Origin of the sequence: Crystallibacter degradans, from assembly GCF_012952295.1 — a bacterium.
Classification (GTDB): Bacteria; Actinomycetota; Actinomycetes; order Actinomycetales; family Micrococcaceae; genus Crystallibacter; species Crystallibacter degradans.
Window position 1 is genome coordinate 293,701 of sequence record NZ_JABBCH010000002.1, and the last position, 23,238, is coordinate 316,938.

19 protein-coding genes are annotated in these 23,238 nt (G+C 65.4%); 14 read left to right on the plus strand and 5 right to left on the minus strand.

Features of this window, described 5'->3' with window-relative positions; genetic code table 11:
- Positions 1-72 precede the first annotated feature (72 nt).
- Positions 73-1,389 (minus strand): isocitrate lyase, encoded by a 1,317-nt coding sequence (gene aceA / locus HGO92_RS05140; RefSeq protein WP_074700077.1) that lies wholly within the window; start codon positions 1,387-1,389, stop codon positions 73-75.
- 158 nt (positions 1,390-1,547) lie between these two features.
- Between aceA and HGO92_RS05145 the strand changes: the two genes are divergently transcribed.
- Positions 1,548-3,047: a helix-turn-helix domain-containing protein gene (locus HGO92_RS05145; RefSeq protein WP_169992516.1), complete on the plus strand. Its 1,500-nt coding sequence runs from the start codon at positions 1,548-1,550 to the stop codon at positions 3,045-3,047.
- A 129-nt stretch (positions 3,048-3,176) separates the two neighbouring features.
- Here HGO92_RS05145 and HGO92_RS05150 read toward each other — a convergent pair whose 3' ends face one another.
- The 3 genes from HGO92_RS05150 to HGO92_RS05160 are packed head-to-tail and all read right to left on the minus strand — an operon-like array spanning position 3,177 to position 6,215.
- Complete coding sequence (locus HGO92_RS05150; RefSeq protein ID WP_169992518.1) at positions 3,177-3,965, minus strand: DeoR/GlpR family DNA-binding transcription regulator; 789 nt, start codon at positions 3,963-3,965, stop codon at positions 3,177-3,179.
- A 37-nt stretch (positions 3,966-4,002) separates the two neighbouring features.
- Positions 4,003-4,995, minus strand: a complete 993-nt coding sequence (pdxA, locus tag HGO92_RS05155) for a 4-hydroxythreonine-4-phosphate dehydrogenase PdxA (RefSeq protein ID WP_169992520.1) — start codon at positions 4,993-4,995, stop codon at positions 4,003-4,005.
- A complete protein-coding gene (locus tag HGO92_RS05160; protein ID WP_346768857.1) occupies positions 4,992-6,215 on the minus strand; it encodes a four-carbon acid sugar kinase family protein in 1,224 nt (407 codons plus the stop codon). The genes pdxA and HGO92_RS05160 overlap by 4 nt, the downstream gene beginning before the upstream one ends.
- Positions 6,216-6,413: 198 nt before the next feature.
- Here HGO92_RS05160 and HGO92_RS05165 point away from each other — a divergent pair, with 198 nt between their 5' ends.
- The 13 genes from HGO92_RS05165 to HGO92_RS05225 all read left to right on the plus strand — a co-directional run bounded on the left by HGO92_RS05165 (position 6,414) and on the right by HGO92_RS05225 (position 22,134).
- On the plus strand, positions 6,414-7,829 hold the full coding sequence (locus HGO92_RS05165; RefSeq protein ID WP_169992524.1) for an Nramp family divalent metal transporter: 1,416 nt from the start codon (positions 6,414-6,416) through the stop codon (positions 7,827-7,829).
- A 10-nt stretch (positions 7,830-7,839) separates the two neighbouring features.
- Complete coding sequence (locus HGO92_RS05170) at positions 7,840-8,826, plus strand: phosphoglycerate dehydrogenase (RefSeq protein ID WP_169992525.1); 987 nt, start codon at positions 7,840-7,842, stop codon at positions 8,824-8,826.
- A 57-nt stretch (positions 8,827-8,883) separates the two neighbouring features.
- Positions 8,884-9,861: an aldo/keto reductase gene (locus HGO92_RS05175; RefSeq protein ID WP_169992527.1), complete on the plus strand. Its 978-nt coding sequence runs from the start codon at positions 8,884-8,886 to the stop codon at positions 9,859-9,861.
- 57 nt (positions 9,862-9,918) lie between these two features.
- Positions 9,919-10,683 (plus strand): HpcH/HpaI aldolase family protein, encoded by a 765-nt coding sequence (locus HGO92_RS05180; protein ID WP_346768858.1) that lies wholly within the window; start codon positions 9,919-9,921, stop codon positions 10,681-10,683.
- Between the two features lie 181 nt (positions 10,684-10,864).
- A complete protein-coding gene (locus HGO92_RS05185) occupies positions 10,865-11,623 on the plus strand; it encodes an SDR family NAD(P)-dependent oxidoreductase (protein WP_169992531.1) in 759 nt (252 codons plus the stop codon).
- Between the two features lie 178 nt (positions 11,624-11,801).
- The gene (locus HGO92_RS05190; RefSeq protein ID WP_169992533.1) at positions 11,802-12,695 is read left to right on the plus strand and encodes a universal stress protein; all 894 of its coding nucleotides are present in this window, start codon (positions 11,802-11,804) and stop codon (positions 12,693-12,695) included.
- Positions 12,688-14,229, plus strand: a complete 1,542-nt coding sequence (gene pdxR / locus HGO92_RS05195) for a MocR-like pyridoxine biosynthesis transcription factor PdxR (protein WP_346768859.1) — start codon at positions 12,688-12,690, stop codon at positions 14,227-14,229. Before HGO92_RS05190 ends, pdxR begins: the two co-directional genes overlap by 8 nt.
- 167 nt (positions 14,230-14,396) lie before the next feature.
- Positions 14,397-15,581 (plus strand): alanine racemase, encoded by a 1,185-nt coding sequence (gene alr / locus HGO92_RS05200; RefSeq protein ID WP_169992537.1) that lies wholly within the window; start codon positions 14,397-14,399, stop codon positions 15,579-15,581.
- A gap of 134 nt (positions 15,582-15,715) precedes the next feature.
- Complete coding sequence (locus HGO92_RS05205; protein ID WP_169992538.1) at positions 15,716-17,086, plus strand: aspartate aminotransferase family protein; 1,371 nt, start codon at positions 15,716-15,718, stop codon at positions 17,084-17,086.
- Between the two features lie 47 nt (positions 17,087-17,133).
- A complete protein-coding gene (gene pta / locus HGO92_RS05210) occupies positions 17,134-18,201 on the plus strand; it encodes a phosphate acetyltransferase (RefSeq protein ID WP_169992540.1) in 1,068 nt (355 codons plus the stop codon).
- A 43-nt stretch (positions 18,202-18,244) separates the two neighbouring features.
- Positions 18,245-19,822, plus strand: coding sequence for an APC family permease (locus tag HGO92_RS05215; protein ID WP_169992542.1), 1,578 nt, complete (start codon positions 18,245-18,247; stop codon positions 19,820-19,822).
- Between the two features lie 75 nt (positions 19,823-19,897).
- On the plus strand, positions 19,898-20,971 hold the full coding sequence (locus HGO92_RS05220; protein ID WP_169992544.1) for a YeiH family protein: 1,074 nt from the start codon (positions 19,898-19,900) through the stop codon (positions 20,969-20,971).
- Positions 20,972-21,006: 35 nt separating this feature from the next.
- A complete protein-coding gene (locus tag HGO92_RS05225) occupies positions 21,007-22,134 on the plus strand; it encodes a PLP-dependent cysteine synthase family protein (RefSeq protein WP_169992546.1) in 1,128 nt (375 codons plus the stop codon).
- A 436-nt stretch (positions 22,135-22,570) separates the two neighbouring features.
- On the opposite strand, the gene HGO92_RS05230 is transcribed toward HGO92_RS05225, so the two are convergent.
- Positions 22,571-23,224: a GntR family transcriptional regulator gene (locus HGO92_RS05230; protein ID WP_169992548.1), complete on the minus strand. Its 654-nt coding sequence runs from the start codon at positions 23,222-23,224 to the stop codon at positions 22,571-22,573.
- Positions 23,225-23,238: the final 14 nt, after the last annotated feature.

The window sequence follows — 23,238 nt, forward strand, 5'->3', positions numbered from 1 at the left end:
CTCAAAGCTGGGGGACAACGACGGCGGTGCAAGCCTTGGCGGCGGAACGCACCGCCGTCGTCGTCGTAATTTTTAGTGGAACTGGCCTTCTTCGGTGGAACCCACCAAAGCCAGGGTGCTGCCATTGGGGTTGAGGGCAGTTGCGATCTGGTCGAAGTAGCCGGTGCCTACTTCGCGCTGGTGCTTGGTTGCGGTGTAGCCGCGGTCTTCTGCGCCGAATTCCTTTTCCTGCAGCTCGACGTAGGCGCTCATGCCGTCACGGGCGTAACCGTGGGCCAGATCGAACATCGAGTAGTTCAGGGCGTGGAAGCCGGCAAGCGTGATGAACTGGAAGGTGAAGCCCATGGCACCGAGCTCACGCTGGAACTTCGCGATGGTGGCGTCGTCCAGGTGCTTCTTCCAGTTGAAGGACGGGGAGCAGTTGTAGGAGAGCATCTGGTCCGGGAACTCCGCCTTGACGGACTCGGCGAACTTGCGGGCCAGCTCCAGGTCCGGCGTCCCGGTCTCCATCCAGATGAGGTCGGAGTACGGGGCGTAGGCCTTGGCCCGGGCGATGCAGGGCTCAATGCCGTTGCGGACCTTGTAGAAGCCCTCCGGGGTGCGCTCGCCGGTGATGAACTCGCGGTCCCGCTCGTCTACGTCCGAGGTGATCAGCGTGGCCGCTTCCGCGTCGGTCCGGGCGATGATGACGCTCGGCGTGCCGGCGACGTCGGCGGCCAGGCGGGCCGCGTTCAGCGTGCGGATGTGCTGCGCGGTGGGGATGAGGACCTTGCCGCCCAGGTGGCCGCACTTCTTCTCGGAGGCGAGCTGGTCTTCCCAGTGCACGCCGGAGGCGCCGGAGGAAATCATGGACTTCATCAGCTCGTAGGCGTTCAGCGGGCCGCCGAAGCCAGCCTCGGCGTCGGCCACGATCGGGACCAGCCAGTCCTCAACGCTCTGGATGCCCTCGGAGTACTCGATCTGGTCGGCGCGCAGCAGCGCGTTGTTGATGCGGCGGACCACCTGCGGCACCGAGTTCGCCGGGTAGAGACTCTGGTCCGGGTAGGTGTGGCCGGAAAGGTTGGCGTCGGCGGCGACCTGCCAGCCGGAAAGGTAGATGGCGCGGAGCCCGGCCTTGACCTGCTGCACGGCCTGGTTGCCGGTCAGTGCGCCGAGGGCGTTGGTGTACTGCCCGGTCTTGGCTTCCTCGGTCAGCTGGTTCCACAGCTTCTCGGAACCGCGCTTGGCCAGCGTATGCTCTTCCTGCACACGGCCACGGAGGCGGACGACATCCGCTGCGGAATAGTCACGAGTGATGCCCTCCCAGCGGGGATTGGCGGCCCACTCGAGCTCCAGTGCCTTAGCTGCTTCTTCAGCTGTCTGCGGTGCCGGCTCAAATGATGCTGTCATTGCGCTTCTCCTTGGTTTCCCCGACGTCCCTGCCGGGTGACTTCAGTTACGGCTTGAATGCCGAACTTCTTCGTGAAAACGACTATTCCGTACCTTGCAAGGGGTTATCTAGACCAAAATGCTGGAAAGATTCGCGTTTCTTCGCGTATCCTCAAGAAATGACCTCTGCAAGCTGGAACCACCCCGCAAAGAGCAAGACGGCTACCGCCACCGCCGCCGGCCCCGATGATTTGGACATGATCAGCCTGGGCCGCCGGGTGCGCCACCTGCGCAAGAACCTCGGGCTGACCCTGGACGAGCTCGGCGAGGCCGTCGGCACGGCGCCGTCGCAACTGTCGCTGATCGAAAACGGTAAGCGCGAGCCCAAGCTCGGCATGCTGCAGTCGCTGGCCGCGGCCCTCGGCGTCGGGATGGACCAGCTGCTCGGCACGGAGCCGCCCAGCCGGCGGGCGGCGTTGGAAATCGAGCTGGAACGTGCCCAGCGCGGGCCGCTCTACCAGTCGCTCGGCCTGCCCAAGGTCCGCATCGGTTCACGGCTTCCCATGGACGTGCTCGAGTCGCTCCTAGGCCTGCAGGGCGAGCTGGAGCGACGGCTCAACGAACAGCTGGCCACCCCGGAGGAGGCCCGCCGCGCCAACGCGGAGCTGCGGAAGAAAATGCGCGAGCAGAACAACTACTTCCCGGAGATCGAGCAGGAAGCCGAGCGGGTGCTCAAGGCGGTTGGCCACACCACCGGCCCGCTGTCCCACCACCTCGTCGCGGACATCGCGGCCCACCTGGGTTTCAGCCTGCACGACGTGTCGGACCTGCCGCATTCGACCCGTTCGGTGACGGATTTGAAGAACATGCGGATTTACCTGACGCAGTCGCAGCGCTCCGAGCACAGCACCCGTTCCATCCTCCTGCAGGCCCTGGGCCACTATGTGCTCGGTCATGAGACGCCGGAAAGTTATGCGGAATTTCTCCGGCAGCGTGTCGCGACCAACTATTTTGCGGCGTCGCTGATGATGCCGGAGAAGGCCACGGTGGACTTTCTGCAGCAGGCCAAGAACGCCAAGGAACTGGCAGTGGAGGACATCCGCGACGCGTTCGCGGTTTCATACGAAACCGCCGCGCACCGCTTCACCAACCTCGCCACCGAGCACCTGGGCATTTCGGTCCATTTCCAGAAGGTCCATGAAAGCGGCATCATCCACAAGGCTTATGAGAACGACGGCGTGAACTTCCCGTCGGATCACATCGGCGCGATCGAGGGGCAGAGCATCTGCCGCTACTGGACCTCGCGCGCGGTGTTCGAGGTGCCGGACCAGTTCAGCGCCTACAACCAGTACACGGACACGTCGGTGGGAACGTTCTGGTGTACCGCCCGCACCGAACGGTCCGCTGCGGGCAAGTTCTCGCTGAGCATCGGCGTACCCTACGTCCACGTCAAGTGGTTCCGCGGCCGGGACACCACCGAGCGCTCCACTTCCACCTGCCCGGACGAGCAGTGCTGCCGCCGGCCACCGAAGTCGCTGCTGGACCAGTGGGCCGGCCACGCCTGGCCAAGCGCCCGCGCCCAGACCCACCTGCTGGCCGCCATGCCCCAGGGAGCGTTCCCCGGCGTGGACGAGACGGAAGTGTATTCCTTCCTCGCCCAGCACTCGCCGGAGGACTGACTCCCGTCGATAGGGACGACGATATTCCTGCCCGGACGGGAATGTGAGGTGTGCTTGAACTCCCCCGGAGCGGACCTACTATGACAGCCCGGCAAACTATGTTGTCGGGCAAATTTGTGCAGAAGGGCTTTACGAAGGCGGTCGAGGAGAAGTGGCAACAACCTCCACCACGGCTCCGGCGTTTCGGAACTTCTCGACTTCAACGGCGCTGGCTCCATCATCAGTCACTAAAGTCCACGGACCGGGAAGCCGCACCCAGGCGTGGAATGGCCGCTGGCCGAGCTTCGAGGAATCGGCCAGCAGGTAGACTCGCTCAGCGCGGCGGGCCATGAGCTCCTTAAGACGAGTCTGGATAGCGTCGGCCTCACAGATTCCATCCTCGGCGGTGACCGCGTCGGCTCCAAGGAATACTCTGTCGAATGTCATTCGTTCAAGCGCCGCCTCGGTCAGCGGCCCCACGAACGTCTGGCTGGCCTCGCGGAGCAATCCACCCAAGCAGCGCACTCGGACGCCGGTGGCCCCAGCGAGCTCGTGAATTGTGTTCAAACCGACGGTGGAAACGTCCAGATCTGCCACGGTTTTCAGCTGGTGCGCGAGCGCAGCGACCGTGGATCCGCCGTCCAGCAGTATGTTCTCGCCGCGCTGGATCTCCTGGGCGGCCCATCGGGCAATCGCCTGTTTTTGCTCGTATGCCAGGCCAACGCGCTGACGCAGCGAAGCCTCGGGGTGCGCCTCGACGGGCATAGCCCCGCCATAGGTGCGGGCTAGGCGCCCGTCGTCCTTGAGTACGGCAAGGTCGCGGCGGATCGTCGACGCGGTGACACCGAACCTGGCAGAGAGGTTCTCTACCGAGGCCAGGCCTGTCGTGACTGCCAAGTCATAGATGGCCTCCCGCCTGGCACGTGCCGATCGTGTCATTCCTGCCCCTCATCGGATTTCCTGATTTACCTGCCCCCTAGTGCCGGGTGGCCATCTCCGCTGCCTGCCGAAGCGCCTCCACCATGCTACGGGAGTCGGCGATGTTCTTTCCGGCGATATCGAAGGCCGTGCCGTGATCTACCGACGTCCGGATGACAGGTAGTCCCACCGTGATGTTGACTCCCGCCTCGATCCCCAGCACCTTGACCGGGCCGTGTCCCTGGTCGTGGTACATAGCCACTACGAGGTCATAGTCGCCACGCCCGGCCAGGAAGAATAGAGTGTCTGCCGGCAGAGGGCCGACCGCGTCAATTCCTTGCTCGCGGGCTGCCTCGATACCAGGAGTGATTTTGAGTGCTTCTTCGTCGTTGCCAAAGAGCCCATTTTCGCCGGCGTGCGGGTTGATAGCGCATACACCGATCCGCGGGCTCTCGACGCCGGCCCGCCGTAGGGCCTCGTAGCCGCGCTGGATGGTTCGCTGGACCAGTCCGGGCTCGATGCGCGCCACCGCGTCAAGTAGGCCGATGTGAGTTGTCACATGAATGACCTTCAGTTTGGGTGTGGACAGCATCATGGAGACCTCTTCGGTTCCCGTGAGAGTGGCCAGCATTTCGGTGTGCCCGGGATAGAGGTGGCCGCCGGCGTGCAGGGCCTCCTTGTTTAAGGGTGCGGTACAGATTGCCTGCACCTGCCCTGTCATGGCGAGCTCTGCGGCTACCTTGATGTACTGGTACGCCGCGTCGCCGGCTACTGGGGAGAGCTTTCCCCACAGAAGGTCTCTCGGCAGGAGCCCCAAATCGATCACGTTGATGCGGCGCCCCTCGAAGACGGCTTCGCTTATGTCGCCGATCGCCTGAATCTGGGCGTCGGAGCCAATAGTCGTGGCGGCTGCCTGCAGGCGGGTCGCATCTCCGATGACGATAGGGCGGCACACGGCGAGAATGTCGGGATCTACCGCAGATGCAACCGTAACTTCGGGGCCGATGCCGGCACCGTCACCCATTGTGACGGCTATATACGGGATGCTCATGAAACGCCCTTCCTGATATGCACGTTTTGCAGTGCATTGATGGTTTGGAGAATGCGGGTGAGACTGTCATCGGACCCGTAGGAGCCAGGACGGGTGGCAATGAGCCGACCGTCGGAGGCAAGACTGACCACGGCGCCCGGATGTGCCTGGGCGAGTGGAACGAGCTCGGTGACGCGCAGTTCGTCCAGTGCGGCCCGGGCAGTTGCTCCGCCGCTGAGCACAAGATGCCGGCCGCCACCTTCGCGGGCGGCTAGCTCGGCCAGGTCCCGCTCCAGACGCACTGAGTGATCGGGCTCGAAGGTGCCCTCGAGAACCACGGCAGCAGTGCAGCCCCGTGGCAGACGCAGACCCGATACGTCACCCGGTCCAACACGTACCACGGCGACCTCCGCCTCCTCTAGATGAAGCGCTTGGCGTCGAACTACTTCGCTTGCGCTGCCGAGGATGAAGAGAGTGTTCCTTTCCGGGCCGAGGAGCGCGGACAGTTCTTCTCCGCGATGGTCACGGTGGCGGTCTTCGGGAGGAACCTGCTGATGTACCCAAGCAAGTCCCAGACCCGCTGCACCGGCGAGGATGAAGCGTCGTTCCGCGGCGGCCTCGGCAAGCAGGGCGAGATCGGAATCATTCTCGGCATCGCAGATGACCACATTGTCGTTCGCAGCCGCCCTTTCCAGACGATCGGCACGATCTGCTGCACGAAGCGAGGCGAGGCTCAGTCGTGCAGTCTTCACGCCCGCGAACTGTCCCGCTACGGTGGCTGCCGGTGCAGCTGGTTCTGCCTGCCACAAGGAAGTGTTGTGCAGGGGCTGGTCGCCGATGAACAGCACCCCGTCCACTACTGTGCGACGGTTGCTTGGCACCGCCGGACAGAAAACAACGGGAGCAAAATTGCGCGCAACGCGCAATTCGTGGGCGAGGTTTCCTCGGAGCAGCGAGTCGAATTTGAGGAACAAGGGCGCCCCGCCGTCGGCGGACCACTTACTTAGTAGCGCAGACATCGCCGCTGCAGCCGATTCGGGCCTTTTGGGGCGGTTATTTGAATCAAAAACGTGGGGTCCCGAAGTATGAGCAGAGGGCTCGTTTGCCGCCAAGGACACGGCGACCGTAGGGCGTGACGGCGCCCAAGCTTGGCCAGCCCCAGTGTCGGGAACGTCGGCCCAAGCCGCCGCGATTTCCGTCGCCCCCGAAAGGTCGTCGGCAATGGCAGTCGGTAGCATCATGGCCTCCTTCGGTTATCAGTTCGCGCTGAATGCTTGCGTGAATCACGCTATTCTAGTTGCGGATTTCGCGCAAGTGACATAGCGTGATTCACGCAACAACAGAATGCCATCCCACGCCGCGTTGTGGTGTACCGACGAGAAGCTTTGAGTTCGGTGGGCACAGAGCGACTACGATTTTTTGAGTCAAGGGAGACTGAAATGACTGCAACACCCACCCGGGCGGAAACGGGCGCATTGCCCGCCGACCCATATGCGCTGCGCCCCGAAGACGTGCAAGCACCGCCGGTTACTTTCCGAGGCCGCTTCCGGTATCTCGGACCCGGCATGGTGCTATCCGCCGCCGTCGTCGGTTCCGGCGAACTCATCACCACCACCGCACTGGGCGCGCAGGCCGGCTTCGTTCTGTTGTGGCTGGTGATCATCTCCACGGCCATCAAAGTCTGGGTGCAGATGGAACTCGCACAGTGGGCCATTCTGAGCGGCAAGACCGCTCTGGAAGGTTATAGCCAGGTCAAACCGCGCACGCGCCGTGGCAGTTGGATCAACTTCCTGTGGATCCTGATGGACTTCGCCAAGATTCTGCAGCGCGGCGGAATCATCGGTGGCGCAGTCGCGGCCATGTCCATCATGTTCCCGGTCATGAGTGACCCGCTGGAAATGCCGTCGCTGACGTTCTGGACCGTCATTGTTATGGCGTCTGTGATCACGCTGCTTGTGAGCGGGAAATACAGCGTGGTTGAGCGGGCAGCTTTCGTTGCCGTGGTGGTCTTCACTCTCATCACCGTGGCTCTTGCTGTCGGCCTGCCTCTCACTGATTTCGCCTACAGCGGCTCCGACGTCATGTCCGGCTTGACGTTATCCCTCCCGGCCGGGGCGATCGGCTTCGCCGTTGCCATGTTTGGCCTGACTGGTGTGGGGTCAGACGAAATGACCACTTATACGTACTGGTGTTTGGAGAAGGGGTACGCCCGCTGGACCGGACCTGACGACGGCACCGAAGAACGCGCCAAGCGTGCCGAGGGCTGGATCAAAGTAATGCGTCTGGACGTGCTGGCGTCCTGGATCATCTGTACGTTGTGCACGCTGTCTTTCTACATGATCGGCGCTTCGGTACTGCACCCGCAGGGGCTGGTTCCCAAGGGAAACGACATGATCCTCACCCTGTCCCGGATGTACACGGACACGATGGGTCCATGGGGCCATTGGATCTTCCTGGTCGGCGCATTCGGGGTCCTGTACTCGACACTGATCGCTTCGACGGCTTCCGTACCTCGGCTGTGGACGAACACCCTTGCGATCCTGGGCTTTTTTGACTGGACCGACGTGCGCAAACGCCGACGCATCATTTCGACGCTCACTATTGTTATGCCCATCATTTGGGCCTCGACATTTCTGGTCATCAAGTCCCCGGTCATCATGGTTGTCATTGGCGGCATGGCCTCCGCAGGTTTCCTCGTTGCCGTGGTGATTGCCGTTTGGGTGCTGCGTCGTCAAGTTGACCGCCGCTACCGGCCCAGCCCGGTCTGGACAGTGTTGCTGGCGGTCAGCAGTACGGCCATCGCCCTGATCGGCATCTACTCTGCGCTTGAGGTCTTCGGTGTCAGCATTGGTTAATCTGTCGACTATGGGAGATCCAACGGATACACCGACAGTGCCATTCAGTGATGTGCTGATCACCACCCCGAGCTTCGGACAACAGTCGTCCCTGCCGTGGGACGAGTTGGAGCGGCTGGGCTTGAGCCACCAGGTGATGACGGGAAACCACCCGCTTTCCAGCGAGCGGCTGGCAGCGGCCCTTGCTGGAAGTCGTGCGGCGATTGTCGGACTGGACGAGGTGGGGCCGGAAGTCTTCGCCGCCAATCCGGAGCTACGGGTGGTGGCTAAGCACGGCGTCGGGGTGGACAACATCGACTGTGAGGCTGCCCGTGCAGCCGGGGTCCGCGTGATAAATGCGCCGGGTTCGAATTCGGACGCGGTCGCGGACCTCACGTTCGGTCTGATGCTGGCCTTGGCCCGGCAGTTGGTTCAGGCCCACAGCAGCATGCTGGACGGACGTTGGGATCGCTTCCACGGCGTTGAACTGGGAGGCCGGACGCTCGGCCTGCTGGGCTTCGGCCGCATCGGACAGGCCGTGGCCCGCCGGGCCGGTGCATTCGGCATGAACATCATCGCTTATGACCCGTATCTGCAGGACGAAGCGTTCGCCAACCAGGGCGTACAGCGGGCCGGTCTCGATGAATGCATTTCCAACTCCGACTTCCTCAGCCTGCATCTGCCCGGTTCGGCGGGGGATAGGCCGCTGTTGGATGCGGCACGGCTGGATGCAATGAGAAGGGGAGCTTTCCTGATCAATGCCGCCCGCGGCGGACTGGTGGATGAAGAACATTTGGCTGGTCTGCTGGACGACGGGCATCTGGCCGGCGCGGCGCTAGACGCCTTCGCGACCGAGCCTCTGCAAGCGGGCAGTCCCTTGGCACTGCTGCCAAATGTCATCCTCACGCCGCATATCGGCGCTTTCACGGATAAGGCGAACGCCACCATGGGTGCCATGGTGGTGGCAGATATCGCCCGCGTCCTCCGCGGCGAGGAACCCGTCAACGGCATTGCCTGATTCAACCGAACACACGTGTCCGGGGTAGCGCCCCGACCCCATTTCATGAGGAGAACAATGAAGACCAGACAACTGCCGGGACTGGAAAAACCGCTTTCCACCATGGTGCTTGGGACCATGACGTTCGGCGACACGGTGGACGAACAGGGGTCTGCAATCATGCTCGAGTCCGCGCTTGAGGCGGGAGTCACCGCTGTCGACACGGCCAACGGCTACTCAGGCGGGCAAACGGAAGAAATCCTCGGAAGGCTGTTGAGCGGGCGCCGCGACGACGTTGTGCTGGCCACGAAGGCAGGTATGCCGCACGTGGACGCTGACGGACATGCCCCCCTGTCGCGACAAGGGCTGCGCTGGTCACTGGAGGGCAGCCTGCGTCGATTGCGGACGGAGCATGTAGAGATCTTCTATCTCCACCAGCCGGACAGAAGCACGAGCCTCGACGAGACGATGGATACGCTGGCCGCGCTCGCCGCAGAAGGAAAGTTTGATGTCCTGGGAGTATCGAACTTCGCGGCTTGGCAAATCGCTGACGTGAACGTTGCCGCGGACCGGGCCGGGCTCTCCCGGCCGGTCGTCGCCCAGCAACTCTATAACCTCTTAGCCCGTCGCATCGAGGAGGAGTACGCCGAGTTCGCCCAGGTCACGGAGCTGCACACCATGGTCTACAACCCGCTCGGGGGCGGTCTGCTCACTGGCAAGCATCAGTTCGATGCCGCGCCAGAGGGCGGGCGATTCGAAGGCTCGCGACTGGCCGAAATGTACAAGGAACGCTACTGGGACAGTCGGCTCTTCGATGCCATCTCAGAGCTGTCTGCCATCGCTGATGGTGCCGGTATCTCCCTTGTAGAGCTTTCCATGCGCTGGTTGCTATCCAAGCCGGCCACAGGCTCAGTTCTACTCGGGGGATCGAAACCGCACCAGTTGCAGTCCAACATAGACATCCTTCACCGCGGGCCCTTGGCTCAGGACATCATCAAAGCCTGCGATGAGGTTGGCGCTCAGTTGCGCGGGCCGATGCCGGCCTACAACAGATAGCCAATCAACATGCGTCCCCTCATACCCTTCCTACCCACACGAAAGCCGGAGTACACAGTGAATCACCCAGCCGCAGATGTCATCGCCCAGGCCAAGCAGGGAAAGGTGACGGTCGGCTACTGGTCCGTGCTTGACTCACCGATCTCTAACGAGCGTGTGGCCATGACCGGCTACGACTACATCGCACTCGACGGCCAGCATGGGCTGATGGGCTACTCGGGCATCTTAGCCAACCTCATGGCCATCGACGCAGCCCACGGACCGGCCGGCATCGTCCGGGTGGAGGCAAACAATGCGGCCGTCATCGGGCAGGCGCTGGACGCCGGTGCCCGTGGCGTAATCGTCCCATTGGTCAACAATTCTGCTGAGGCCGAAGCCGCAGTCCAAGCCACTCGATACCCGGGTACCGGCATGCGGTCCTACGGTCCCATGCGCTCAGGTCTGCGGGTCGGTCCTACACCCGCAGATTCCGATCGGTCCGTGATCCTGCTCGTGATGATCGAGACCGCTGAGGGGCTGGACAACGTTGAAAGCATTTGCGCGGTTGAAGGCGTCGATGGCGTTTACATCGGTCCCTCGGATCTCTCCCTTGCTGTCGGTGGCAACCGACCAAACGACCCTGACGTCGCGGAGGACTTCAATGCCGCAGTCAAACGGGTGCTTCATGCTGCCAAGGCGGCAGGGCGGATTGCAGCCATCCACACACCCAACGGTGCTGTGGCTCGCCAGCGCATCGAGCAGGGCTTTACCTTTGTCTCAATCGCCTCAGATCTGACACACCTGGAGCAAGCAGCGCGAGACCATCTGGCAGCCGTTCGGTAATGGTGAGGGTACGCCGGGTAGGCCGCTCCTAGTCAGCACAAACAGCGGCAAATATGGCATTCAGAAGGACGATGGTGAACTGTCCTCGGTATTGTGGGGCTCGAGGCCCCGTGGGCACGAGCACCAGCGGGCGAAGGGACGCCGCGGACCGTCTGCCGCGTCTATCAGAACGGAGCATGGCATGGCACAGTTCACGGATAGGGTAGCCCTCGTTACTGGCGGCGGCTCAGGCATCGGCGAGGCGGTCAGCAAGGAACTTGCGGCAAAGGGCGCCAGCGTAGTGGTGACTGACATCAACTTGGATGCCGCGCACCGGGTAACCCAGGAAATTATCGACGCCGGCGGCACGGCTTCGGCCGTAAAGCAGGACACTGCCAGCAAGGAAGACAACGAAAAGGTCGTCCGCCACGCGGTCGACACCTACGGCGCCCTGCACTTTGCGGTGAACAATGCCGGCATCGGCGGCAAGCAAGCCCCCGCCGGCGAGACTGACCTGGACGACTGGGACAGGGTCATCGACATCAACCTCAACGGCGTGCTGTACGGCATGCGCTACCAGATCCCGGAGATGCTCAAGGCCGGAAGCAGCAAGAGCGCCATCGTCAACATGGCGTCCATCCACGGCTCGGTCGCGGCGCTGGGCAACGGCGCCTACACCGCCGCCAAGCACGGCGTGGTGGGCCTCACCAAGAACGCCGCCGCTGAGTACGGTCCCCAGGGGCTGCGCATCAATTCGGTTGGGCCCGGCTATATCAAGACCCCGTTGGTAGAGCGCAGCCTCAGCGCCGAGGTCCGGCAGGCCCTCGAGGGCAAGCATGCCCTGGGACGCCTCGGCACTGCGGAGGAGGTTGCCCACCTCGTGAGCTTCCTCTTGTCGGACGACGCCTCGTTCATGACCGGTGGTTACTACCTCGTCGACGGCGGCTACACCGCCGTGTGACAGCACTCGCCGGAGGACTGACGTCCGCCGTCGTCGTTCGTGGTTTGACGGGCGGGGGCGGTGACGTACGTCATAATGGGTGCTGGTGTTTCCAACCCGCACCCTCGGCTGGTAGTGATGGGCGGACACAAAGCAACGGTGCCGTCGCGCGCGGCCTGAGCCAATGGAGGCTGGATAGATGCGATACGTGGTCGGCTGTACCGAGGACGAACGCGGTCGCGAAGCCATTGCCTTGGCGCGTGCCCTTGCCCGGGCACCCGGAGCAGAGCTCGATCTGGTGCATGTCCTCCCCGGCCCGGGGGACCAGCTCCGGCTGGCGCAGGAGCGCGAATACCAGCAGTACCTCGCCGGACAGGCCGACGCTTGGCTGGACAAGGCGCTGGCGCTCGTGCCCGCGGACGTCACCGCCCGCAAGCACATCCGGACCGCGGATTCCTTCGCGGAGGGCCTGATCGAGGCGGCGGAGGAATTCGGCGCGAAACTGATCGTGGTCGGCGCCGCCAGCAAAGGGTTGTTCAAGCGGTTCACCGTCGGGGCGGTAGCCAACGCGCTGCTGCACGCCTCGCCGGTGCCGGTAGCGCTGGCTCCCTCCGGCTACCGCCCGCCCCGTGACATCACCAGGCTCACGTGCGCGCTCGGAACCCGGCCCGGCGCCGAGACCTTGCTCGATGTGGCGGTGGAGGCGGCGGCAATGCGCCACGTTCCGCTGCGGGTAGTTTCCCTGGTGACGCTCGACGCCGGGCATAGCCGCTCGGCAGCAGAGGTGGAGGGCTGGGCAAAGCGCCATGTGGAGATTGCACTGGCCAAGGCCGTGGAGGGCGTTGCCAGGCGGACGTTGGTGACCGCTGCCGTCGCGAGCGGCGACTCTATCGAGGATGCCATCGAGCGGTTGGACTGGGACGAGAGCGAAGTGGTGGTGATCGGATCCAGCCGGCTCGCGGTGCGCAGCAGGATCTTCCTGGGCACGACGGCGAACAAGATGCTGCGCGCATTGCCGGTGCCCATGGTAGTAGTGCCCCGCGACCATGTCCGGCTGGACGAGCACCCCGGGTTGCCGGCAGATAGTGATTAGCGCCGGAGGCAGGGAGCCGGACCGGCAGGCACGGGCGCAGGCGCAGGTATCCGCCGTCGCGTCCGCCGTCGTACGCACGCCGATCTCCATCAACGAAGACAGTACCGCGCCGCTCTACCGGCAGCTGCGCGAGGCACTGGAACACCAGATCATCAGCGGCGGTCTGAACCCGGAGCTGCCGCTGCCCTCCTCGCGGGAGCTGGCGCGTGAACTGGGGCTTTCGCGCAATACGGTCAACGCGGCGTACCAGGAACTGCAGGCGCAGGGCATCATCGAACCGCACGCTCGGCGCGGGTTTTTCGTCAACCTGCAGATGCTGCAGGGCGCCGCTCCGGCCGATGGCGGCACGGCTGCCCGCGCCGAGAAGGTGGACTGGTCGCGGCACCTGGGCCGCCGGCTGGACGCGGGGATGCCCGAGATCACGAAGGTGCGCGACTGGGTCTCCTATCCGTATCCGTTTGTGGCCGGCCAGGTGGACGAGAAGGACTTTCCGCGGCTCGGCTGGTCCAAGGCGCTGCGCGACGCACTGGACCCGCCGCACCTGCACTACAGCCTGCGCGACGGCGTCGACGAGGACGATCCGCTGCTGGTCCGGATGCTCTGCCAGCAGGTCCTGCCCGCCCGCGGCATCGAAGCCGCTCCGGAGAATGTCCTGATCACCTCGGGGTCGCAGCAGGGGCTGGACCTGCTGGCGCACACCATCATGGAGCCGGGGACCGTTGTCGGGGTGGAGGATCCGGGCTACACGGATGCACGCCACACCTTTGTCCGCGCCGGCGCCCAGCTGCGCCCGCTGCCGGTGGACGACGCCGGCCTGGTACCTCCGGAACGGCTGGACGGCATCGGGTTGCTGTACCTGACGCCCAGCCACCACAGCCCCACCAACGTGACGCTGTCCGGCGCGCGCCGGCACCAGATCCTCGCCGACGCCCGCGCGGCCGATGCCCTGATCATCGAGGACGACTACGACAGCGAGTTCCGCTACCGCGGGAAACCGACGCCGGCGCTGAAGGCGCTGCCCAACAGCGAGCGGGTCATCTACCTCGGTTCCTTCACGAAGTTCCTCGCCCCGGGGCTGCGGCTGGGCTACCTGGTGGCTGACGCGGAGCTGGTTGCCGAACTGCGGAATCAGCGACGCTACCGCTTGCGGCATATCTCCGGACACCTGCAGCGGGCCATGGCCCTGCTCATCGAATCCGGCCAGTACCGCCGGACCATCCGACGACGGCGGACCCAGCTGCAGCGCAAATGGACCGTCCTCACCGAGGCCCTGGACGAGGTGCTGCCGTGGAACGTCAACGCACCGCCGGGCGGCGTGAGCATCTGGCTCCGCGGGCCTGCGGGACTTGACTGCGTCCGGCTCGCCGAAAAGGCGCTCGAGGCCGGAGTGGTGATCGAGCGCGGCGACGTGTTTTTCGCCGATCCGCTGGCCAACCGCGAATGCTTCCGGCTCGGCTTCGCCGCCATCGACATCGCCGACATCCGGCCGGGCGTCGAGCGGCTTGGCAAGGTCATCGCCGAACTGGCGGATTGAAGCCTGCTGGTACCTGAACAATGGGGCCGGACTGGCCCTGTCCGTAGCCGATCCCCGTGACCCACAGTGTTGATACCGGGTGCGCTCCTGTGCGCCCTGCGCCTCCAGACAGACCCACCAATGCACCCGCAATCCCACCCGCACTTCCACCGATAAAAGGAGCAGACATGACGGAAACACTGGCCGGCCGGCCCGCTGCCCAATCCGCCACTTCGGCGCCGCACCCGCAACGCGTCGCCATCATCGATCTGGACGCCATCAGCCAGAACGTCGCAACGCTGCACTCGGTGGCCCGGTCCCCGGAGCTGATGACCGTGGTGAAGGCAGACGGGTATGCCCACGGCCTGGTGCCAGTTGCCAATGCCGCGCTGGCCGGCGGCGCCACCCGTTTGGGAACAGCCGTACTCGAAGAGGCCTTCGCGCTGCGCGACGCCGGTGTCACCGCGCCGATCTTTTCGTGGCTCGCCTCGCCCGGAACGGACTATGCCGCGGCCATCCGGCGGGACATCGAGCTGGCCGCCTACGGCACGGACCAGCTGGCCGAAATCGTCCAGGCCGCCGAGGCTACAGGCGCCCCCGCCGTCGTTCATTTGAAGGCGGACACCGGGATGTGGCGCGGCGGGGCAGCACCGGCGGACTGGCCGGAGCTGGTGGCGGCGGCCCGAAGAGCGGAAGCGGACGGGCTGGTCCGCGTGGTGGGGCTCTGGTCCCATCTGGCCTGCGCCGACGAGCCCGGACACCCATCCCTCGCGGCCCAGCTGCGCGTCTTCGAGGAGGCCGCCGACATTGCCCATGCAGCCGGCCTCCGCCCGTCGCTGCGGCACATCGCCAATTCCGCCGCGACGCTGTCCCTGCCCGCAAGCCATTTCGACATGGTCCGCCCTGGGATCGCGACCTACGGTATCAACCCGATTCCCGTGGAACACCGCGCGGGCATGCCGCAGCTGCGCCCGGCGATGACCCTGGCTGGAGCAATCGTCCAGACCAAACGCGCTCCGGCCGGCTCCGGCGTCTCCTACGGCCACACCGAAATTCTGCAGCAGGAAACCACCCTCGCCGTCGTGCCCTTGGGGTACGCCGACGGCGTTTTCCGCAGTGCCAGCGGGACCGGTCCGGTGCAGGTTGGCAGCGGGCGATACCGCGTCACCGGGCGCGTCTGCATGGACCAATTCATCATCGATGTCGGCGATGACCCGGTGTTGGCGGGGGACAGGGTGGTCCTGTTCGGCCCCGGCGACGACGGCGAGCCGAGCGCGGATGACTGGGCTGACGCGGCCGGAACCATTCCCTACGAGGTGCTGACCCGCATCGCGGCGAGGGTGCCGCGGGTCTATCGGGGATCTGGTACCTAAAAAGTCATCCCATTCTGGGTCTTTGGTGGGTCCTGTCAATAGTCCAGAGTGATACACACCACGCCATGATCCGGTCATGGTGGTCCGATCAGCCCAGTGCTGATGCATCGTAAAGAATTCGACTGGAGGGTCCCGTGACTAACTCAGAGAACCGCACGCTTGCCCAGCGGCACCTGTTTCCGCACTTCACCACCGGTAAGGCCTGGCGGGACCCGAACCTGCCCATCATTGTCAGCGGCGAGGGCTGCTACCTCATCGACGAGGACGGCAACCGCTTCCTGGACGGCCTGGCCGGACTGTTCTGCGTGAACATGGGCCACGGCCGCACCGACATCCCCGCCGCAGCCACCAAGCAGATGTCCAAGCTGGCCTACTGGACCAACTGGGGCTCCGCCCACCCGGCAGCAGTCGAGGCCGCCACCACGATCGCCAGTCTGGCGCCGGGCGACCTGGACGTGACGTTCTTCGTCAACTCCGGCTCCGAGGCCGTGGAGTCCGCGATCAAGTTCGCCCGCCAGTACCACCGCAGCCAGGGCCAGCCGGAGCGGACCAAGATCATCGCCCGCAACATGGCCTACCACGGCACCACCCTGGGCGCGCTCGCCGTCACCGGCATCCCCGCCTACAAGGAAGCGTTCGGTGAGCTGATGCCCGGCGTGCGGCACGTGCCCAACACCCTCGGCGAGACCATCCCCGAGGGCGGCACGGCGGCGGATCTGCCCAGCATCCAGGCCATCCTGCAGGTGATCGAGGAAGAGGGCGCGCACACCATCGCCGCCCTGTTCGCCGAGCCGGTGCAGAACTCCCGCGGCGCGTTGGTCCCGCCGCCGGGCTACTGGCAGGAACTGCGCGCCATCTGCGACCGCTTCGGCATCCTGCTGGTCGCCGACGAGGTCATCTGCGGCTTCGGCCGGCTGGGCGAGTGGTTCGGCAGCACAAAGTACGACGTCGTTCCGGACCTGCTGACCTTCGCCAAGGGTTCCACCTCCGGCTACGCGCCGCTGGGCGGAGTCCTGATCCGCACCCCGCTGGCCAATGCGCTGCTGGATTCCCCGGCGGCCGGCATCTTCACCCACGGCGCCACTTGGGGCGGACACCCGGTATCGACGGCGGTAGCGGTGGCCAACCTCGGCGCCCTGCAGGAAGAGAACATCCCGGGCAATGTGCGCAGCCTTGAGCCGTACTTCCAGGCCGGCCTCAACCAGATCCGCGACGCGCACCGCAGCGTGCTGGAGTGGCGCGGCACGGGCTTCTTCTACGCGATCGAGCTCACCGGCGACCGCGAGACCGGACGCACCCTGACGCCCGAACAGTCCCAGGAGCTCCTTGGCAGCGTGATGCCCAAGGCGATGCGCGAGGTCAACCTCATCACCCGTCCTGACAACCGCGGTGCCACCATGCTGGTACTCTCGCCGCCACTGGTCGCGGACCAGGCCGTGCTCGATGACCTGCTGACCAAGGTGGACCATGTCATGTCCGCCACGGACAAGCATCTGGGGCTCTAGGCAATGAAGCAGCTCGACACTCCCGGGCCGGTGGGGCGGTGCACGGCATGACCACGCAGGTGGCCCGCCCCAAGCCGGCGGCAAAGCAGTTGGCGGACAAGCGGCTGGCGGACAGCCAGCTGCAGGCCGGCTGGTGCTCCCGCCTCGCCGGGGACCGGAACCGGGTGGTGCTGGCGGACGGGCGGGACGAACGCGTCCTGGCCGCGGCCGTCGAGTTGGCCGGCCTGGGCATCGTGCCCGTGCTGGTCGACGAGCCGGCCGAAATCCGCCGCTCGGCCGCAGCTGCCGGCGTCAGGCTGCCTGCCGACGTCGTTATCCTGGCCCCGGAGCAGGTGCGCCGCTCCGGGGCGGGGGAACTGCTCGCCGAGCGCGCGGCCGGGCGCCAACCCGGAACGGCCGAGGGCTGGCTGGCGGATCCGCTGTACCTGTCCATGGCGGCGCTCGCCGCCGGCGACGCCGACGCCTGTGTGGCCGGAGCGAACCGGCCCACCGCCGACGTACTGCGCGCGGCGTTGCGCGTGGTCGGCACGGCGGAGGGTTCGGACTGCGTGAGCAGCAGCTTCCTGATGCACCTGCAGGACGGCCGGACGTTCGGCTACGGCGACTGCGCCGTTCTGCCGGAGCCCGACGCCGGGCAGCTCGCCGAAGTGGCGGTCGCCACCAGCCGCACCTTCGCGGCCCTCACCGGCGAAGAGCCGCAGGTGGCCATGCTCTCCTTCAGCACCATGGGCAGCGCCGACCATGCCAGCGTCTCCCGGGTCCGCGAGGCCACCGCCATTGTTCGGGACCGCGAGCCGGGGCTGGCCGTCGACGGCGAACTGCAGTTCGACGCCGCCCTGCTCGAATCCGTGGCCCGCAGCAAAGCGCCGGACTCCGGCGTCGCCGGGCACGCCAACGTATTCATCTTCCCCAATCTTGCCGCGGGCAACATCGGTTACAAGATCACCCAGCGGCTCGGCGGAGCGGCAGCCTACGGGCCGATCCTGCAGGGACTCGCCCTGCCCGTCAACGACCTCTCCCGCGGCTGCACCGCGGCAGACATCGTGAATGTAGCGATCATCAGCGTTTTGCAATCCCAAACCAGCGTCACCAGGCCCGGTCCCTTCGGACTGTAGCCAGCACGGGCAGATACCTCTGTCCCTGGAGAATGAGGTTTACATGAAAGCAACAACTGAGACCGGCAACGTGGCCGGCAGCGGAGCTTCGACCGGACCGGCGGCAGCCCCCGGACCCGACCAGCCCGAGCGGCTGGCCAAGACCCTCAAGCCCAGCTGGGTCTGGGCCATCGCCCTCGGCTCGGCCGTCGGCTGGGGCGCGTTCATCCTGCCCACCGACTGGATCGCCGCGGCGGGACCGGTAGGCGCGATGAGCGGCTTCCTGATCGGCGGCGGGCTGATGGTGCTGATCGCCGTCAGCTACGGCTTCCTGATCCGCAGCTTCCCCGTTTCGGGCGGCGAGCTGGCGTTCGCGCTGGTCGGCTTCGGCCGGACGCACGCCTTCTTCTGCGGCTGGTTCCTGACCCTGGGCTACACCTGCATCGTGGCGCTGAACGCCTCGGCGCTGGCGCTGCTGTTCCGGAAACTGCTGCCCGGGGTGGTCCAGCAGGGCTACCTCTACACCATCGCCGGTTACGACGTGTACATGGTGGAAGTACTCATCTCGATCACCGCGCTGGCGGTCTTCGCCTACCTGAATATCCGCGGCACGGCACTGTCCGGCCGGGTCCAGTTCATCGCCTGCGTGATCATGCTCATCGCCGTCGCCTGCATCCTGGCCGCCGTGCTGGTCCACCCCGACAGCCTGGTCAGCAACGCCGCGCCGGCCTTCCCCGAGGGCGTCTCGCCGCTGACCGCAATTCTGGCCATCGTGGCCATTGCGCCGTGGGCCTACATCGGCTTCGACAACGTCCCGCAGGCCGCCGAGGAATTCGACTTCCCGCCGAGCAAGGCCATGAAGCTGATCGTGCTGGCGCTGCTCGCCGCGGCCCTGCTGTACGCGGCCATGATTGCCGCCGTTGCTGTTGCCGAGCCGTGGGAACAGCTTGTCTCCGGGCAGTCGGCCTGGGGCACCGCCGACGCGGTAACCGGTCTGCTGGGCGGCGTCGGCATGCTGCTGCTGGCCATCGGCATCACCATGGGCGTGACCACCGGCCTGAACGGCTTCTACGTTTCCGCCAGCCGCATCCTGCTGGCCATGGGCCGGGCCCAAATGATCCCGCAGGTCTTCGCTAAGCTGCACCCGAAGCACAAGACACCGTATGTGGGCATCCTGTTTGTCGGCGCCTTCTGCCTGGTGACCCCGTGGTTCGGCCGGGCCGCGCTGGAATGGGTGGTCAACATGTCCGCCGTCGGCGTCACCGTGGCCTACCTATACACCTGCCTGTGCGCGTTCAAGCTCTTCCGCAGCTCCGGCTCCGCACCCCGTCCGGGCGATCTGGAGGGCACGCGTTCGACGACGAAGAAGGTGCTCAGCATGGTCGGCGCGGTCATCTCGGTGTCCTTCATGGCGCTGCTGCTGTTGCCCGGTTCGCCCGCCATGCTGGGCCCGGAGTCCATGACGGCTCTGCTGATCTGGATTGTGGTGGGAGTGGTCTTCTTCCTGCTGCGGCGCAAGCACAACCGGACGCTGACCAACGAGCAGGTGGATCTGCTGGTGCTGGGCAAGCCCCGGCCGGAAGGCTTCGCCATCAAGGACAAAAACGCGCACCAGGCCCAGGGCGACACGACGTCGGTCTAGCCAACGCTGCAAGGCCGGTGCGCCGCGGGCACTCCCCGCGGCGTACCGGCCGCCATGAACGGAAAGGAAACGACTATGGTGAACACCGTGACACAGACGGTAAAGGGCGGTCCGGCCGGGAAGCAATCGCGGCTGCGCTCGCTGGCGGACTGGCTGCGGCGGAACTGGCCCGGCCTCACTGCCTGCGCCGTTGCCGTGCCGGCGGCGTTCGCCCTGCATCTGCTGCTGCCGGCCGTGCCGGTGATGACCCTGGCCGTGATCATGGGCGTGCTGGCCGCCAACCTGCCCGGCATCTCCCGCCTCACCGTCGGCCCGTGGCGGAAAGGGCTGGATTTCGCCGGCAAGCGCCTGATGCGTGCCGGCATCGTCCTGCTGGGCCTGAAGCTCAGCGTGGTAGACGTGCTGGAACTGGGCTGGGCCACGTTCGCGGTGATTGTCGCCGTCGTGCTTCTGGCCTTCGGCGGTACATACCTGCTGGGCAAGGCCTTCCGGCTGCCGGGCGACCAGCCGCTGCTGATCGCTACCGGCTTCTCCATCTGCGGCGCCTCGGCCATCGGCGCGATGAGCGCAGTGCGCCAGTCCAAACAGCAGGACACCGTGATTCCGGTGGCGCTGGTGACCCTGTGCGGCACGCTGGCCATCGCGGTGCTGCCGCTGCTCATGCAGCCGCTGGGGCTGGGTCCGGTGGCCTTCGGCCAGTGGGTGGGCGCTTCAGTGCACGACGTCGGCCAAGTTGTTGCCACCGCGCAGACCGCGGGAACCGCCGCGCTCGCCGTCGCCATCGTCATCAAGCTGACCCGCGTGCTCACACTGGCGCCCATGGTGGCCGTCACCGGCATCATCAGCCGCCGCGGCCATAAAGGGACCGCCGGCTCCGAGAACCTGAAGCTCCCGCCGATCGTGCCGGCCTTCATCCTCGGGTTCGTCGCGCTGGTGGCCGTGCGCTCCCTGCTGCCGGTGCCCGATGGCGTGCTGGAGGCGGCGACCATTGTCCAGGACGTGCTGCTGGCCGCCGCGCTCTTCGGGCTGGGCTCGGCCGTGCGCATGCGCGAGCTGTTCAGCTCCCGCGGCAGCGCGGTGCTGATGGCCCTGTGTTCCTGGGCGCTGATCGCCGGCCTGGCCTACGGCGGGATCCTGCTGCTGCAGTAAGCTTCTTTCTCCGAGCAACACTTTGGAAGGAAGCGATGACCGTCCCCACCCCAGCCACCCCGCAGGTCCACGCTGAAGAGGACGTCGACCGGTACGACGCCGGCTACCGCACTTGGCTGGCCGAGGCGCTGGCGAAGGTCCAGGCGGACGCCAACCGCTCGTCCGACACGCATCTGCTTGCCGTGCCGCTGCCGGAACAGTGGGGTGTGGACCTGTACTTGAAGGACGAGTCCACCCATCCCACCGGCTCGCTGAAGCACCGGCTGGCCAGGTCGCTGTTCCTGCACGCCCTGTGCAATGGCTGGATCCGGCCGGGCAGGCCGGTCATCGAAGCCTCCAGCGGCTCCACGGCCATCTCCGAGGCGTACTTCTCGCGCCTGATCGGCGTACCGTTTATCGCGGTCATGGCCCGGTCCACCAGCCAGCAGAAGGTGCAGCTCATCGAGTTCTACGGGGGCCGGTGCCACTTCGTGGAGAACCCGAACGAGGTGTACGAGGCGGCCGCGGCCCTGGCCCGGCAAACCGGCGGCCACTACATGGACCAGTTCACCTACGCCGAGCGGGCCACCGACTGGCGGGGCAACAACAACATCGCCGAATCGATCTTCGACCAGATGTCGCAGGAGCGGCACCCGGAGCCTGCCTGGATCGTCGCCACTGCCGGTACCGGCGGAACCTCCGCCACGCTCGCCCGCTACGTCCGCTATACCGGGCGGGCCACGGGAATCTGCGTCGCCGATCCGGAAAACTCCGCGTTCTTCCCGGCCTGGCGGGAGCAGGATGCCAGCGTCACTACGGCCACCGGATCCCGGATCGAAGGGATCGGCCGCCAACGCGTCGAAGCCAGTTTTATCGGCTCTGCGATCGACCGGATGATGCGCGTGCCCGACGCCGCGGCCATGGCCTCGATCCGCCTGTTGGCAGAATTGCTGGGCCGGCGGACCGGCGCGTCCACCGGAACAGGCCTCTGGTCCGCGTTCCGGATCATCTCCGAAATGATCAACACCGGCCAGCGGGGCAGCGTCGTGTCGTTGATCTGCGATCCGGGGGACAGGTACCTCGACAAGTACTACTCCGATGAATGGCTGGCGGAGAACAAGATCGACGTCGGACCGTACTACCGGCGATTGGAGAATTTCATGAACACAGGCACCCTCTCCTGAACGAGGAGTAAGACTGTCCAGGGACCGCCTACCTCATCGACGTAGGTCATCTGGATTGTGGAGATTCCTACCTGCGGGCGTTTCGCCATCGGTGCGACAAGCCAGTCAAAAGCAACAGGACACGGTGATTCCGGTGGCGCTGGTGGCCCTGTGTGGTATGCCAGCCATTGCTGTGCTGTCGTCTTATACCCGCTGAGGGAGCGAATCCGGTGTTGAACATGGGCGGAGCAATGGAAATGGAGGCGCAGCGGAAGCGGACTCGTGAGACTGGAGGTCGCCCGCTCAGGATGCGCTTCGGGTACCATACCTGCCAAAAACTACTAGCGGCGGACCGCTGGCTTAGTTCAGAATAAGCGAGCGCAACCGTGTGGTGGCGTTGCTTAGCTACACATCCAGATTCGTAGCAGCAGCTGCCACCGCATACATCTATGGCCGCTCACGGGGCTGCCAACGCCTCCGTTACAGGCACTCGATGCAACTCAAGGTGGACGAAGGCCAGCGAGCGTGCCAAATCGGCCTGTCCTGCGGCGATCGCCTCTAGGAGAGCGCGGTGCTCGCCGAGCTGCTCGACATCATGGGTTTGATTGGTGAGATTGAAGATCCATTCCATCCGGCCCAGGAGAGGGCGGAACATCTCCTCTAGGAGCCGGTTACCGCTCAATCGCACGAGCTCCTCATGGAAGTCGATGTTGAACGGGGCGGCCTGGTCCGGACGCTCGGACTCGATGGCGTGCGCCGCCTGAGTTGTAATACGGCGCAGCGCGGACAAATCGGCTGTGTTGCTAGCAGCACGAGTGGCGGCTAAGTACGCCGCGTGCGGTTCGATGCAGAGCCGCACTTGATAAAGTTCCTGCACATCCCTGTAACTGAGAAGCCGGACTATGGCCCCACGGCGGGGCGCGCTTTCGACGAATCCTTCCCTCTCCAGCCGATGAATGGCTTCGCGGATTGGGACCCGCGAAACGCCGAATTGCTCGGAAAGGGTGCGCTCGCGCAGCCGACTGCCCTGTTCGAGCTCGCCGGCGATGATATTGCGCAGGATGCCGTGGTAAATGTCGTCGGACAGGCTCAGAGGGGCTGCGCTGTTCATTGGGCCGCTCCTAC

Coding starts and splice junctions, on each gene's coding strand:
- aceA (WP_074700077.1), bottom strand. CDS start 1,389: ATGACAGCATCATTTGAGCCGGCACCGCAGACAGCTGAAGAAGCAGCT.
- HGO92_RS05145 (WP_169992516.1), top strand. CDS start 1,548: ATGACCTCTGCAAGCTGGAACCACCCCGCAAAGAGCAAGACGGCTACC.
- HGO92_RS05150 (WP_169992518.1), bottom strand. CDS start 3,965: ATGACACGATCGGCACGTGCCAGGCGGGAGGCCATCTATGACTTGGCA.
- pdxA (WP_169992520.1), bottom strand. CDS start 4,995: ATGAGCATCCCGTATATAGCCGTCACAATGGGTGACGGTGCCGGCATC.
- HGO92_RS05160 (WP_346768857.1), bottom strand. CDS start 6,215: ATGATGCTACCGACTGCCATTGCCGACGACCTTTCGGGGGCGACGGAA.
- HGO92_RS05165 (WP_169992524.1), top strand. CDS start 6,414: ATGACTGCAACACCCACCCGGGCGGAAACGGGCGCATTGCCCGCCGAC.
- HGO92_RS05170 (WP_169992525.1), top strand. CDS start 7,840: ATGGGAGATCCAACGGATACACCGACAGTGCCATTCAGTGATGTGCTG.
- HGO92_RS05175 (WP_169992527.1), top strand. CDS start 8,884: ATGAAGACCAGACAACTGCCGGGACTGGAAAAACCGCTTTCCACCATG.
- HGO92_RS05185 (WP_169992531.1), top strand. CDS start 10,865: ATGGCACAGTTCACGGATAGGGTAGCCCTCGTTACTGGCGGCGGCTCA.
- HGO92_RS05190 (WP_169992533.1), top strand. CDS start 11,802: ATGCGATACGTGGTCGGCTGTACCGAGGACGAACGCGGTCGCGAAGCC.
- alr (WP_169992537.1), top strand. CDS start 14,397: ATGACGGAAACACTGGCCGGCCGGCCCGCTGCCCAATCCGCCACTTCG.
- pta (WP_169992540.1), top strand. CDS start 17,134: ATGACCACGCAGGTGGCCCGCCCCAAGCCGGCGGCAAAGCAGTTGGCG.
- HGO92_RS05215 (WP_169992542.1), top strand. CDS start 18,245: ATGAAAGCAACAACTGAGACCGGCAACGTGGCCGGCAGCGGAGCTTCG.
- HGO92_RS05220 (WP_169992544.1), top strand. CDS start 19,898: ATGGTGAACACCGTGACACAGACGGTAAAGGGCGGTCCGGCCGGGAAG.
- HGO92_RS05225 (WP_169992546.1), top strand. CDS start 21,007: ATGACCGTCCCCACCCCAGCCACCCCGCAGGTCCACGCTGAAGAGGAC.
- HGO92_RS05230 (WP_169992548.1), bottom strand. CDS start 23,224: ATGAACAGCGCAGCCCCTCTGAGCCTGTCCGACGACATTTACCACGGC.